The 12,630-nt window shown below is 42.1% G+C and carries 14 protein-coding genes; 5 read left to right on the top strand and 9 right to left on the bottom strand.

All coding sequences use genetic code 11. The features are described from left to right. Positions 1-29: 29 nt before the first annotated feature. From dnaK to psbN, 6 genes are all read right to left on the bottom strand, one after another. Positions 30-2,000 carry a molecular chaperone DnaK gene (gene dnaK, locus CQ839_RS17960; RefSeq protein ID WP_103669670.1) on the bottom strand — a complete coding sequence of 657 codons (1,971 nt, stop codon included), beginning with the start codon at positions 1,998-2,000 and terminating at the stop codon, positions 30-32. 148 nt (positions 2,001-2,148) lie between these two features. Continuing rightward, entirely contained in the window at positions 2,149-2,571 is a 423-nt protein-coding gene (locus CQ839_RS17955; protein WP_103669669.1) for a CAAD domain-containing protein, read from the bottom strand. 195 nt (positions 2,572-2,766) lie between these two features. Continuing rightward, positions 2,767-3,084 carry an STAS domain-containing protein gene (locus CQ839_RS17950; protein ID WP_103669668.1) on the bottom strand — a complete coding sequence of 106 codons (318 nt, stop codon included), beginning with the start codon at positions 3,082-3,084 and terminating at the stop codon, positions 2,767-2,769. 341 nt (positions 3,085-3,425) lie between these two features. After that, on the bottom strand, positions 3,426-4,001 hold the full coding sequence (locus tag CQ839_RS17945; RefSeq protein ID WP_103669739.1) for a DNA-3-methyladenine glycosylase: 576 nt from the start codon (positions 3,999-4,001) through the stop codon (positions 3,426-3,428). Positions 4,002-4,040: 39 nt separating this feature from the next. Next, the gene (locus tag CQ839_RS17940; RefSeq protein ID WP_103669667.1) at positions 4,041-4,466 is read right to left on the bottom strand and encodes a molybdenum cofactor biosynthesis protein MoaE; all 426 of its coding nucleotides are present in this window, start codon (positions 4,464-4,466) and stop codon (positions 4,041-4,043) included. Between the two features lie 44 nt (positions 4,467-4,510). After that, positions 4,511-4,642 (bottom strand): photosystem II protein N, encoded by a 132-nt coding sequence (gene psbN / locus CQ839_RS17935; protein WP_103669666.1) that lies wholly within the window; start codon positions 4,640-4,642, stop codon positions 4,511-4,513. A gap of 77 nt (positions 4,643-4,719) precedes the next feature. Between psbN and psbH the strand changes: the two genes are divergently transcribed. The 4 genes from psbH to CQ839_RS17915 all read left to right on the top strand — a co-directional run bounded on the left by psbH (position 4,720) and on the right by CQ839_RS17915 (position 7,498). Next, positions 4,720-4,914: a photosystem II reaction center phosphoprotein PsbH gene (psbH, locus tag CQ839_RS17930; RefSeq protein ID WP_103669665.1), complete on the top strand. Its 195-nt coding sequence runs from the start codon at positions 4,720-4,722 to the stop codon at positions 4,912-4,914. A 310-nt stretch (positions 4,915-5,224) separates the two neighbouring features. After that, on the top strand, positions 5,225-5,515 hold the full coding sequence (locus tag CQ839_RS17925) for a TatA/E family twin arginine-targeting protein translocase (RefSeq protein WP_103669664.1): 291 nt from the start codon (positions 5,225-5,227) through the stop codon (positions 5,513-5,515). Continuing rightward, a complete protein-coding gene (pth, locus tag CQ839_RS17920; RefSeq protein WP_103669663.1) occupies positions 5,508-6,152 on the top strand; it encodes an aminoacyl-tRNA hydrolase in 645 nt (214 codons plus the stop codon). Before CQ839_RS17925 ends, pth begins: the two co-directional genes overlap by 8 nt. Before the next feature lie 203 nt (positions 6,153-6,355). Then, positions 6,356-7,498 (top strand): sugar phosphate nucleotidyltransferase, encoded by a 1,143-nt coding sequence (locus CQ839_RS17915; RefSeq protein ID WP_103669662.1) that lies wholly within the window; start codon positions 6,356-6,358, stop codon positions 7,496-7,498. 33 nt (positions 7,499-7,531) lie between these two features. Here CQ839_RS17915 and CQ839_RS17910 read toward each other — a convergent pair whose 3' ends face one another. The 3 genes from CQ839_RS17910 to murI all read right to left on the bottom strand — a co-directional run bounded on the left by CQ839_RS17910 (position 7,532) and on the right by murI (position 11,434). Further along, positions 7,532-8,965: an N-acetylmuramoyl-L-alanine amidase gene (locus CQ839_RS17910; protein ID WP_103669661.1), complete on the bottom strand. Its 1,434-nt coding sequence runs from the start codon at positions 8,963-8,965 to the stop codon at positions 7,532-7,534. A gap of 129 nt (positions 8,966-9,094) precedes the next feature. Then, positions 9,095-10,558 carry an N-acetylmuramoyl-L-alanine amidase gene (locus CQ839_RS17905; protein ID WP_103669660.1) on the bottom strand — a complete coding sequence of 488 codons (1,464 nt, stop codon included), beginning with the start codon at positions 10,556-10,558 and terminating at the stop codon, positions 9,095-9,097. Between the two features lie 45 nt (positions 10,559-10,603). Next, positions 10,604-11,434, bottom strand: a complete 831-nt coding sequence (murI, locus tag CQ839_RS17900) for a glutamate racemase (protein WP_103669659.1) — start codon at positions 11,432-11,434, stop codon at positions 10,604-10,606. Positions 11,435-11,939: 505 nt separating this feature from the next. Here murI and CQ839_RS17895 point away from each other — a divergent pair. Beyond that, positions 11,940-12,458 (top strand): inorganic diphosphatase, encoded by a 519-nt coding sequence (locus tag CQ839_RS17895; protein WP_103669658.1) that lies wholly within the window; start codon positions 11,940-11,942, stop codon positions 12,456-12,458. Positions 12,459-12,630 lie beyond the last annotated feature (172 nt).

Here is a 12,630-nt window from a genome sequence, read left to right as displayed (position 1 = left end):
AAAGATTGCGCGAAGCGCAATCTTTTTATTTACATCCAGTCATCGTCATCATCATAAGATACTCGCGTATTTGGACGACGACGGTCATCTTCATCTTTACCGCGTTTATTGCGACTTGCAAAACTACCGATACTTTCAAGGATGCCACCGAATAGATCGTCATCTTCATCGTCATCATATTCATCATCTTCAGCATAGAGTTCAGTTGATAGCGCATAGAGAGCTTCTTGTAACTCCGACTGAGAACGATCAATTAGGGCATCATCTTCTTTTGCGATCGCATCTCTTAGTTTTTTGATTGATCCCTCAATTTGTTTACGGCGTTCGTAACTGAGCTTATAGCCATAGTTCAGTGCTAATTCCTTCAGTTGCCGTTCTGCCCCAACGGCGAGATTATCAGCTCGATTTAATTTCTCGATGCGTTCTCGTTTAGCGCGATCGCGATCGGCAAATTGCTCCGCCTCCGTGACCATGCGCTGCACTTCTTTTTCATCCAAGGTCGAAGCGCCCTTGATCGTGACACGGCGTTCAACTCCTGTTCGGCGATCGCTAGCGGTCACTGCCAAGATCCCATCGGTATTTAAATCAAAAGTGACATCCACTTGAGCCACGCCGCGAGGTTGCGGATCAAGCCCACTTAATTTAAAGCGCCCCAAAGACTTGTTATATTCCGCAAGATCCCGTTCACCTTGGATCACATGGATTTCCACAGATGTTTGATTGTCTTCAGCAGTGGTAAATAATTCCATCTTGCGACAAGGAATCGTTGTATTGCGGGGGATCAAGCGCTTGACCACGCCGCCCGAAGTTTCTACGCCGAGGGACAATGGGGTGACATCGAGTAGTAAAACATCCTTAATTTCACCTGACAAAATGGCAGCTTGAACAACTGCGCCGATCGCGACAACTTCATCGGGATTCACACTTTGGCTTGGGGGCTTGCCGATCGCCCGCTCTACCATTTCCTGTACCGCAGGAATGCGCGTAGATCCACCCACTAAAACCACTTCATCAATCTGGCGCGGACTAATTTGGGCATCACGTAAGACGCGATCTAGAGGAATTTGTAAACGCTCTAATAAATCTGTACTTAACCGCTCAAACTGCGATCGCTTTAAACTTGTTTCTAAATGTAATGGTCCTTCTGCTGTCGCCGTGATGAATGGCAGATTAATCTCAGTAACTCCCACAGTCGAAAGCTCAATCTTGGCTTTTTCCGCAGCTTCGGTTAGACGTTGCAAAGCTTGACGCTCTTTACGGAGATCCACACCATCGGATTTTAAAAATTCTTCAGCAAGATAATTAACAATTTGGCGATCGAAATCATCGCCACCCAATTGCGTATCGCCTGTAGTTGCCTTTACCTCAAATAAGCCGTCACTGACTTCTAGCACTGACACATCAAATGTGCCGCCACCAAGATCAAATACTAAAATTTTCTTATTAGTCTTTTTATCTAAGCCATAGGCTAACGATGCAGCCGTAGGCTCGTTTAAAATTCGCTTAACTTCAATCCCCGCAATTCTGCCAGCGTCCTTCGTTGCCTGTCTTTGCGAGTCATTAAAATAAGCAGGAACCGTAATTACCGCACCCGTTACAGGCTCTCCCAAATATCGACTCGCTTCATCTACGAGTTTGCGAATTATCATTGCCGAAATTTCTTCAGGCGCAAAATCTTTTTCAAGTCTAGAACTGCGTAACTTGATATTACCTTGATCGTCACGACGGATTGTATAGGGAACACGCTTAGTTTCAGCCGAGAGCTCACTATGTTTCCGTCCGATAAAGCGCTTAACAGAATAAAAGGTATTGTCAGGATTTAGCACCGCTTGCCGACGGGCCATTTGTCCGACAAGACGTTCGCCATCTTTAGTAAAGCTAACAACGGAGGGGGTGGTGCGGCTACCTTCTGAGTTTGCAATCACTATGGGTTTGCCACCTTCCATAACGGCTACCACAGAGTTTGTCGTACCCAAGTCAATACCTACAATTTTGCCCATGCTTGACGTATATACCTCTTCACTTCCCAAGACTGCGTATTAAACAGCTTAACAATTTTTGATTTTGCTTTACTTTGCTAATATCCTAGCTCTAAAAACCACGCTTATAGACAAAGGGGACTAACCCCCTTGTCTGTAGATCAGTTATTTAGCCAAAAACTTTATTTTTCCAAGTGGTGATTCCATCAATTAGCTCTTTGCGAGTATCAGCAAGTAATAGGTATCGATAGATAAACCATATCGAATAGCCAAAGCCAACTAATTCAAACACACTAGGTAACACAGGTAGTTTATTTAAGAAGTCTACAAGTGTTGAAGTGGCGATTAATAGAGGAATAGTGGCGATGATGATGATTGCCAGAGTGAGGTTAGCTTTTTTGCCTTCACCAAAATATTCCTCCCAAAGTTGTTTGACTTTGTTCAAAAGATCATAGCTAACTTTGAGCGTGTCATCGACTGAGGTCGTGGTGGCTGTTATTGCTTGTTCTGACTCAGGGGCAGATGTCACTGGCTGTATAGTTTCGGTGAGATCTTCTGCGATCGCTTCAACATTGTCTTCCTTAGGTTCCATAATTTGTTTGATCTTATTGATCGGTCAGTTACGATGGGGAAATTTTAACAATATTTGCAGCGCTTTGTTAGGGGATCGGTCTAGCAGATATGGCGATCGCAAATATAAAAAAATAAAAAGATAAAAAAGAAAGAGACGGGGTGCTTTACGCCCTGTCTCTTTTTTGGGATTTAAAAGGATATTTAAACTTTTTTCTTATACTTTTTTCAAAGAAAGTTCAAATTGTCTACGGTTTTCAAATACATCAAACAAAGTCTTCATTGAGGTTGCTTCTAGCAAAAAGTCTATATATTCGCTGATTGAGCAGATTGCAAACCTACAGCCAATCGCCTTAGCGCTTCTCAAAACAAAGATTAAAGCCCCCAATCCTGAGCTATCCATCTGTTTTAAATGTTTTAGGTCAATAAGCAATACATCAGGTTTCCGATCTAAAACACTGCTAGCTTGCTGCCGAAAATGGTTAGTACTGGTTGCATTAAGATGACCTGTTGGTTGCATTACTTCAATACGCATTACTTTTTCTCCTTTTTCCCAATTGATAGGTACTAAAAATATCTGAATTGAGCTAATAAGTTATCAATTAAAATTTAATTGAAATTTAATTGAAATGTCTGGATAACACTCTAGAAGGATAATTCATAGAAAAAATTAAGTTGAAGAGTTACCTTTTCTATTTGAAAAATTAATTCATTCAAATCAAGCTTTGCTTTTCAACTGTATTTTTTATTTTGTATAAGCATCCTACTTCCTAGACTCAATATTTATTTATCCAAAAGTTATGAAAAGGTTATTTCTAAAGTTATCAATATGTTTGCAAAACATGAAACCAAGACAATAAAGGTGGCGCGATGCCTTTATTGTCTTGGTTTTCGTGATACTGACCTGCGATCGCTTAAATACCAGCGCCAAGGAATATCAGCTCCTTGTGTAATCCCGATTCTCGTAGTTTGGCAAATTTGTTCATCAAAATTTGGCGATCGCGCTTCTAGCCATAAATCGAAATCTGGATGCAAAGTAATACCGTCTAGCAGGCGATCAATTTTTAACAAGCGACAAAGTTTGCCTGGTCCTGCTCCTGCTCGATGCTGTTTTTCTTTAAGACTATGCCAACTCGGCAGGCGATCGCATTCGATCGCGCGAATTAATACCGCACTACAAAAGTCTTCGCGATCGGTGACGATATTGACGCAGTGATAAATCCCATAAATTAAATAGACATAAGCTGTACATGGTGAGCCAAAAATTGCTTGATTGCGCTTAGTCTTGCGACGATAGCCATGACAAGCTGGATCGGTTGCATCATAGGCTTCGGTTTCGACGATAATTCCTCGATATTCAAGTCTGTCAATTCGTCTAACTAAAGTACATCCCAATAGATCTGGAGCAACTTCATAAGCTGGACGAGCAAAAAAAGATTTTTCTAGCAGCATCAAAAACTCCAAACCAAAAAGACGCAAAGCGACTTTTTGCTATACGGGGCAATTTACCCAACTGCTTACCCCATCAAGCCAAAATTCTTTTTTCCAGATCGGCGCATCAATTTTTAAAGTGTCGATCGCATAACGACAAGCCTCGAACGCTTCCGCGCGATGTGGTGAACCAACGGCAACTAAAACGCTAATTTCCCCAATTTTAAGTTTGCCTAGCCGATGATGAATGACAACTTTAGTAATATCAGGAAATTTTGTATGGCAGCGATCGCTAATATTTTGAAAAACTTGTAAAGACATGGACTCATAGGCTTGATAGTCTAAATAATCAACTGCTCTTCCTCCAGTCTGATTACGTACCATCCCGCTCATCAACACAACTGCCCCATTGCAAGCATTGTCGGCGATCGCATAGACAGCCGACACATCTAAAACATCATGAGTAAGTCGAAAATTGTTAAACATTTGTTATCGACTAGCTAGGTCTCGTATTGCAATGTCTAGATAATTTAATCTTCGTGTTCTTCAAACTGATCAACTAATCCCTTGTTTGGTGGCCCAAAAGACACGTATATCGCATAAGCAGTTAGGCAGATCACACATACGGCGACAGTCACCGCGATCGAAGTTGCATTTTCCATGAATTGAACCAATGATTTGAGTTATTCTTAATTACAATTATACTATTTTGTAACAATCCTTTTAAGAAGACAAATTTATGTCACAACGTACCCGCCTTGGCGATATCCTCAGACCCCTAAATGCAGAATACGGTAAGGTTTCTCGCGGTTGGGGAACTACACCTCTCATGGCTGTATTCATGGGTTTGTTCCTTGTATTTCTGGTAATCATCCTCCAGTTGTACAACTCCTCCTTGATCCTTGATGGTGTCAACCTCAATTGGGGCGGCTAATATTTAGCTGTCCAGATCGGTACATTAAAGGCACGCATAGCGTGCCTTTAATGTATTGCAGCCGAAATTTACATTGCCAAAACCAAGTTTAGGGTTTTCAGACTCTGCGAGTCTGAAAACCCTAAACTTGGTTCCATAAATTAGAATTGTTCGTATCGCCGCAATTCTTGTTATATCAATCCACAAAAGTGTAACGACACTTTTGTGGATTGATAACCAAACCCAGTAAGGGTTTTAAAAGCACAAAATAGCGTAGCCATTTCGTGCTTTGGTATTAGTAGTTTCGTTTTCTACAAAAAGGTCATTCTCAATGAATATTTTTGGTATTGGCTTGCCTGAAATGATTCTGATCATGCTCGTGGCACTCTTGATATTTGGTCCAAAAAAGTTGCCAGAAATCGGTCGCAGTATGGGTAAAGCCATTAAAGGCTTTCAAGATGCTTCCCGTGAATTTGAATCTGAATTTAAGCGCGAAGCCGATCGCCTAGAGCAACCTGCACCCATTGCAGAGAAATCTGTACAACCAATCGCCGAAGTTGCTACTCCAGTAGCTGTATCTTCAGAAGAAACTAAGGAAGTAGTAACTGCCTCGGATGCTTGAGACTCAATCTATTTCTCTAATTGTGGGGCTTGGTAACCCTGGGGCGGAATATGAGCGCACCCGTCACAATATAGGATTTATGGCGGTTGATCGGTTAGCCACATCTTGGAGTATCTCCCTCGGCAAAGAAAAGCGGTTTTATGGCATTTTTGGCGAAGGTAGATTATCGGCTCGATTAGCTAGTAGCGGTAAAATCCGTTTACTCAAGCCCACCACATATATGAATGTCTCAGGTCAGTCTGTGCGAGCCTGTGCCGATTGGTTTAAGGGAAATCCTGAAAATATCTTGGTTATCTATGACGACATGGATTTGCCACTTGGCAAATTACGATTGCGACCCTCAGGCTCGGCAGGTGGACACAATGGCATGAAATCCATAATTTCGCATCTGGGTACACAAAACTTTCCTCGACTACGTCTTGGGATTGGGCGCGGTGGCAAAGATGATGTTGACAGTGCGATCGCATCTAAAGCAAATCAAAATGTTACCAACCACGTTTTGGGAGGTTTTTCGCCTAAGGAAAATAAAATCTTGCCTGAAATTTTTGACCTTGCCGAATCTACAGTCACAAGCATTTTAGCGGATGGTCTAGAAAAAGCGATGAGCTTATATAACAGTCGTAGTATTGATATTTAAATTGCGTTGACTGAGCCTTACAAAGATTCATTTACTCTCATCTCAGCCTAAAGGATTTGCGGGTTTGTCCTTCCTAAACTTTTTAGGACTGCTTACGGGGTATGATAAGACGGATTTTTATGAATCTTAGATATATCTTAAGTAGCTAAATTACTGAGATATGTAAGTACCATTTAATCGTAGTGATGAGGAGAATGTAATTTATGAAAGCCATGATTTTGGCTGCGGGTAAAGGTACTAGAATCCGCCCGATCACGAATATTATGCCCAAGCCCATGATTCCGATCATGCAAAAGCCTGTGATGGAGTTTCTAGTTGAGTTACTCAGACAGCACGGTTTTGATCGGATCATGGTTAACGTTAGCCACTTGTCAGAAGAGATCGAAAACTATTTTCGAGACGGTCAAAAGTTTGGCGTACAGATGGCATATTCCTTTGAAGGAACCATCATTGATGGCAAACTGCAAGGCAGTGCACTTGGGTCGGCTGGCGGGCTCAAAAAAATCCAAGATTTCTCCCCATTTTTTGATGATACCTTTGTTGTCCTTTGCGGTGATGCTTTAATTGATCTTGATCTCACCTATGCGGTGAACTGGCATCGTCAGAAAAAATCTCTAGCTACGATTATTACAAAGACTGTGCCGAGGGATCAGGTATCGAGCTATGGAGTTGTAGTTACGGACTCTGATGGCAGAATTAAGCAGTTTCAGGAAAAGCCAAGTGTTGAAGCTGCTCTTAGCAATACGATTAATACAGGGATTTATATCTTTGAGCCAGAAATCCTCGACTATGTTCCTTCAGGGGTAGAGTTTGATCTTGGTAGTGACTTATTTCCCAAGTTGGTGGCAGATAATTTGCCTTTCCATGCAATCTCTATGGATTTTCAATGGGTTGATATTGGTAAAGTTCCTGACTATTGGCAAGCCATCCAAGATGTACTCTCAGACAAAATTAAAAACGTGAATATTCCTGGGCATGAAATTAAGCCAGGAGTTTATACAGGATTAAATGTCTCCGTGAACTGGGATAAAGTTGATATCCGTGGCCCAGTTTATATTGGGGGAATGACACAAATCGAAGATGGTGCGACCATCATTGGTCCCACGATGATCGGACCTAACTGTCATGTTTGCAGTGGTGCTGTGGTTGAGCGAAGCGTAATTTTTGAGTATTCACGCTTATCAGATGTGCGGTTAGTCGATAAATTGGTGTTTGGTCGTTATTGTGTTGACAAAACAGGTGCAACTATTGACTTGCAAGCTGCCGCTCTAGATTGGTTAATTACCGATGCTAGACACCAGCAGAAATCTCAGTCTCCTTTAGAATTTTCTAAATCTCCATCTTAAAATAAGGGCAGCGCTAATGCGCTGCCCTTATTTTTATCTGCCACGTACTCGCATAAACTGATCAATCCCTCTTGCGATCGCATCTGCCATCCGTTTTTGATAATCTGGACTATTTAAATTTCTAGCTTCTGTTGGATTTGTGACATAGCCAGTTTCAACTAAAATTGCAGGCATGGAAGTTTTGGCAATTACATAAAAACCTGCGCCTCTAACAGAGCGATCGCTTGCACCTGTCCCCGATATAATTTGCGAATGCACGTAGCTGGCTAGCTCTTTTCCCACTGTCGAGTTGCGTGAATGATAGGTCTCTACGCCACTGATGCCACTATTTCCAGGAGCTAAGGCATTGGCGTGGACACTCACAAATACATCGGCATTGATTCTTTCAGCAGCCGCAACACGGGGTTCTAAGTCGATTTCCACATCATTAGTACGAGTGTAATAAACTGTATAGCCCATACTTTGCAGAGCTTGTCCTAGTTTCAGGCTGATTGGTAAAACGACATCTTTTTCTTGGATTCCGTTAGCAACAGCGCCAGGATCTCTGCCACCATGCCCCGCATCAACGAATATTACGCCTCGACGGCGATCGCCTACATTCTGTGGATTGGGGATAGAAGGATTATTATTTGGTAAAGGGTTTTGATTATTGGGAAGTGGCGAATTACTATTTAACGAAACTTGTAATTGGATTTGCTGATTGCTTGGGCGTTGGGTATCGCGTATCAGCCACCCTGAGACGGTTTTAATTCCAATCTCGACAGAGTTGCCAACTTGTGAGAGCCGAATTCTTTCAATTGGGCTATTGGCAGTGAGACTGGGGCGTTGCAGGTTAGATGAAATCTTGGCATTGGCAACAATTATATTAAATATTCCAGAGGTACGATCTAGTCTTGTTTGATAGGTGAATGATTGGTTGGCAAAAATTAGCAATTGTCCAGTACTACTAAAACTCAACCTTTCAATCACAGCTGGGCTTGATATTGGGCTTGGAGGATTGGTTGGCGTGGGTCTAGGACTTGTGGGATTGGACTCAATTGGTATTGCTTGAGCAACTTGATTTTCTGGGCTGAGTAAAAGCGTATTGGTTGCAGCAATGTACTGACTTTTCCATGTAATTTTGCTGTTGGGATCGTTACTATCTAGGTCAAAAACTAATCTAGTGATTTCAGGATTACTTTGAAATTGGGCTACTCTAACCTGCTTGACTCCAAACCGATTAATCGGCACATTAGCTTGATGTAATTCCTTTGCTAAGGAAGTATTTTGCAGATCTAAGATTAGACGGGCAGGGTTATCTTCTCGTTGTATACGGATCTGTGGATTGGCATTCATATTCAACATCAAGCCATTGGTAGCAGGTCGAATATTCTTTAGCTTTATTGCATCAGATTGATTAGCTGTATTTAGCGACTGTGCCTGCAATTGCTCCACTACAGGTATTCCATAGCTGGTAGCTATGGTCATAAAAATTCCGACTGCTAGTTGTCGATATCGCAAAATGTTTCTCCCAATGGTGTAAAGATCCAAAAGATGAGCTAAACGAATTGATTTTTGAAGGATTATTGACTTAGATTAGAGTGATCGTCCCACTATTTATCTTCGATAAGATTTTAAAAATTGATCGACACCCTTGGCGATCGCAACTGCCATCCGCTCTTGATAGGAACTATTGACCAATCTTGCTGCTTCTGATGGATTTGTAATAAATCCAGTTTCCACCAGAATTGCAGGCATCGAAGTTTTGACAATCACATGAAATCTAGCTGACCTCACACCACGGTCAGTTGCTCCCGTACTAGCAATAATTTGCTCATGTACTAATTCTGCAAGATTCTTACCTAGAGACGCACTTGGAGCATGATAAGTTTCAACCCCATTTACCTGAGATGCACTTGCATCTAAAGAATTGACATGAATACTTACAAACGCACTCGCTCTGGCATTCTCCGCCATCTGTACTCTTGGCTCTAGGTCGAGATCAATATCCTCAGTGCGCGTATACATCACAGAATATCCCATCTGTTGCAATATTCTGCCAAGCTGTTTACTCATTGCCAGCACAATATCCTTTTCGTAAATTCCATTTCTGGTAGCTCCCACGTCCGGCCCCCCATGCCCAGGGTCAATCACTACTAACTGACGACCTGTATTATTACTATAATTTGGCTGAATTTGCGATCGGGGATTTTGGGGATTACTTGCTGTGACTTGTCCAATACTTTCTAACTGCAAGGCGATCGCTTGTGGAGTGGTTCTCACTGTTTCGCGAATTTGCCAACCTGCGATCATTTTTACACTTACAACCACCGCATCACCCACCTGATTGAGCCGAATTTGCTCAATCGGACTATTAGATCCTAAAATCGGGCGACGTAACTGTGATGAAATCCGAGTTGAAGGAATTGTGACATTGTAAGTATTACTTGCTAAATCTAGGCTAGTACGATAACTGACCGATCGACTAGCTTGAATTACCAGTTGACCATAACCATTAAATGACAAACCATCAATTGTTGTAGGTAAATTGTTATTAGCTACAGGCAAGCCTGTGACTGGTAAATTGCTGGAATTATTAGATGTTTCTGATAGTCCTATGGGGTGAGGTACCAATGAACCATGAGCTTGATCAAAAGCACTTTGCCAAATGGTAGGGCTATTACTATCCAGATCAAAAACTGACCGAGCGATCACTGGAGACTTTTGAAACTGTGCCACTCTAATTTGTTTGACACCATAGCGATTGACAGCCACTAGAGAGTTGTGTATTGATGGCACAACTTCTTTTGTCTGTAAATCTAAAATAATGCGATCAGAATTATCCACCCGCGATGCATTCATCTTGGGAATACCATTGATCTGTAAAGCTAATCCATCAGTGCTAACTTGAACATTTTGTAGCTGCGGTTGCTGAATCGAAGATGGTAGTTGTGCTTGGAGGCTACTATCTTGCAATGACAAATCAAGCTCAACTTGGGCGTTAACTGCTTGCGCGCTAAGACATACACTAGCAGTCAAGCCCAAAACTAGCGATAGATATAGTTTGTAAAGTTGATTCAAAAGATTACTCCCATCAAATTGACCAGAGCGTCCTAAGCTAAAGCTTTAAGACAGCAATTCTACAGGAGATAGTGAAACTTTTTCCACCGAAGGTAACTTTCCTAACCAGCGGCGAGAAACTTGAGCAAACCGCTCTGGTTCACCGCTCACAAAAAATCTGGTTTGAGCGCGATCGCTACGATTATCTAAACATTTCAAACCCATCAAATCTAATTCCTGCCCTGCCGCCCTTACCACATAAGAAGCAGGATTTACCAGAGCCACATGGGACGGCAAAATTTGACGTAAAACCCCTGACAAGTGGGGGTAATGCGTGCATCCCAAAACCAAAGTATCAATATTTGCTTCGATAAGCGGCTGTAAATATTCCCCTGCTACTTGCATCGTATAGGGATCATGAATGCGATCAGACTCAATCAAAGGTACAAACTCAGGGCAATCTACTTGAAAAACTTGTGCTTGAGGATCGCTCTCACAAATCGCCCTTACATAGGCTTCACTCTTGACAGTCGCGGTTGTGGCAATTACTCCAATCCTTTTTCCTTTGCCCACAGCTGCTCGCGCCCCAGGCAAAATCAAACCCAAAATTGGTAAATCAAAATCTTTTCGTACTATATCTAGTGCCAATGCCGAACTAGTATTACAAGCCATGATTGCCATCTTGACTTGCTTAGACTGCATCCAGTGCAAAATCTCATATACATACTCAATGATTTCTGAAGCCGATCGCTTTCCGTATGGCAATCTTGCTGTATCACCGAAATAAACCACAGACTCATTAGGTAATTGGCGATGAACTTCTTGTAAAACCGTAAGTCCCCCAACCCCGCTATCAAACACACCAATAGGGAACCGAGCTTCTTGCTGCAAAACCATGCACATCCTCACACTTCACATGCATCACAGTAAAGCATACTTTTCTTAACGTGAATATCAGCTTAACTAATTAACCTTAAAGGCAATAAACAAAGAATTTTGAAAAGCGTTGCATTGCAACACTTTTCAAAATTCTTTGTATCACTTTTGTCTCTCACATAAAGCTGTAACCCAGTTATATTCATCCTAAATAGTTTATGAAAGTGTGCCCCATTTGGGGCACACTTTCATAAACTATTTCCTTGTTTTTCGTTGCACAAAGCCGCACATCATAAACAACACCTGATTGTTCGGTTTGATGGGAGGATTGCTATAGAGCTATAGATATGTAGAAAGGAATGCTTACACATACATAAGTGTTGCCATTCCTTTCTAGTTTTTATGTCTTAACGGTACTTGCGATCGCTATACTTTTTCTAGGCAGCCTGCGATCCACCTACGCGATTAGCATCTGTACAGACAACAACAAAATATTCAGATCGAAAACTAAACAAAGGAGTAACTAATGGACTTATCACGCATTCCCCCACAACCAAAAGCAGGCATCCTCAATGTCCTAATCGAAATTCCTGCGGGCAGCAAAAATAAATATGAATTTGACAAAGACCTCAACGCCTTTGCTCTTGATCGCGTCCTTTACTCTTCAGTCCAATATCCCTATGACTATGGTTTTGTACCCAACACCCTTGCCGACGATGGTGACCCTCTTGATGGCATGGTGATCATGGATCAACCCACATTCCCTGGATGTGTCATCCCTGCCCGCCCTATTGGGATGCTAATCATGATCGATGGTGGCGATCGCGACGAAAAAATCCTTTGTGTGCCTGACAAAGATCCCCGCTATGCAAATGTCAAAACTCTTGCCGATATTCATCCCCACCGACTCGAAGAAATTGCCGAATTCTTCCGTTCTTACAAAAATCTTGAGAAAAAAGTAACCGAAATCAGAGGCTGGGAAGGCGTAGAGGCTGTACAAGCCCTCGTAACCAAGTCAATCGAAGCGGCGTTGCCTAAATCCTAAAACTTTTTTAGAGTCTGCAATCCTTCTATCGTAAGGAATAGACGAGCTAAGTTAAATCTATCCAAAAACTCCCTTTAAAAAACGCTTGACAAACCTTTATAAGCTTGCTACCTTAGTAAAGCGCTGAAGGGAGCGACGAGCGAAAGCGAAGCGAGCCCGACCTGAAAGGGAG

It is taken from the genome of Pseudanabaena sp. BC1403, from assembly GCF_002914585.1.
Classification (GTDB): Bacteria; Cyanobacteriota; Cyanobacteriia; order Pseudanabaenales; family Pseudanabaenaceae; genus Pseudanabaena.
This window is presented reverse-complemented; position numbering and strand designations above follow the sequence as displayed.

Excerpts from the sequence above, each read along its gene's own strand:
- CQ839_RS17895 (WP_103669658.1), top strand. The coding sequence starts at position 11,940 with ATGGACTTATCACGCATTCCCCCACAACCAAAAGCAGGCATCCTCAAT.
- CQ839_RS17915 (WP_103669662.1), top strand. The coding sequence starts at position 6,356 with ATGAAAGCCATGATTTTGGCTGCGGGTAAAGGTACTAGAATCCGCCCG.
- pth (WP_103669663.1), top strand. The coding sequence starts at position 5,508 with ATGCTTGAGACTCAATCTATTTCTCTAATTGTGGGGCTTGGTAACCCT.
- CQ839_RS17955 (WP_103669669.1), bottom strand. The coding sequence starts at position 2,571 with ATGGAACCTAAGGAAGACAATGTTGAAGCGATCGCAGAAGATCTCACC.
- psbH (WP_103669665.1), top strand. The coding sequence starts at position 4,720 with ATGTCACAACGTACCCGCCTTGGCGATATCCTCAGACCCCTAAATGCA.
- psbN (WP_103669666.1), bottom strand. The coding sequence starts at position 4,642 with ATGGAAAATGCAACTTCGATCGCGGTGACTGTCGCCGTATGTGTGATC.
- CQ839_RS17940 (WP_103669667.1), bottom strand. The coding sequence starts at position 4,466 with ATGTTTAACAATTTTCGACTTACTCATGATGTTTTAGATGTGTCGGCT.
- CQ839_RS17925 (WP_103669664.1), top strand. The coding sequence starts at position 5,225 with ATGAATATTTTTGGTATTGGCTTGCCTGAAATGATTCTGATCATGCTC.
- CQ839_RS17950 (WP_103669668.1), bottom strand. The coding sequence starts at position 3,084 with ATGCGTATTGAAGTAATGCAACCAACAGGTCATCTTAATGCAACCAGT.
- CQ839_RS17945 (WP_103669739.1), bottom strand. The coding sequence starts at position 4,001 with ATGCTGCTAGAAAAATCTTTTTTTGCTCGTCCAGCTTATGAAGTTGCT.
- dnaK (WP_103669670.1), bottom strand. The coding sequence starts at position 2,000 with ATGGGCAAAATTGTAGGTATTGACTTGGGTACGACAAACTCTGTGGTA.
- murI (WP_103669659.1), bottom strand. The coding sequence starts at position 11,434 with ATGGTTTTGCAGCAAGAAGCTCGGTTCCCTATTGGTGTGTTTGATAGC.
- CQ839_RS17910 (WP_103669661.1), bottom strand. The coding sequence starts at position 8,965 with ATGACCATAGCTACCAGCTATGGAATACCTGTAGTGGAGCAATTGCAG.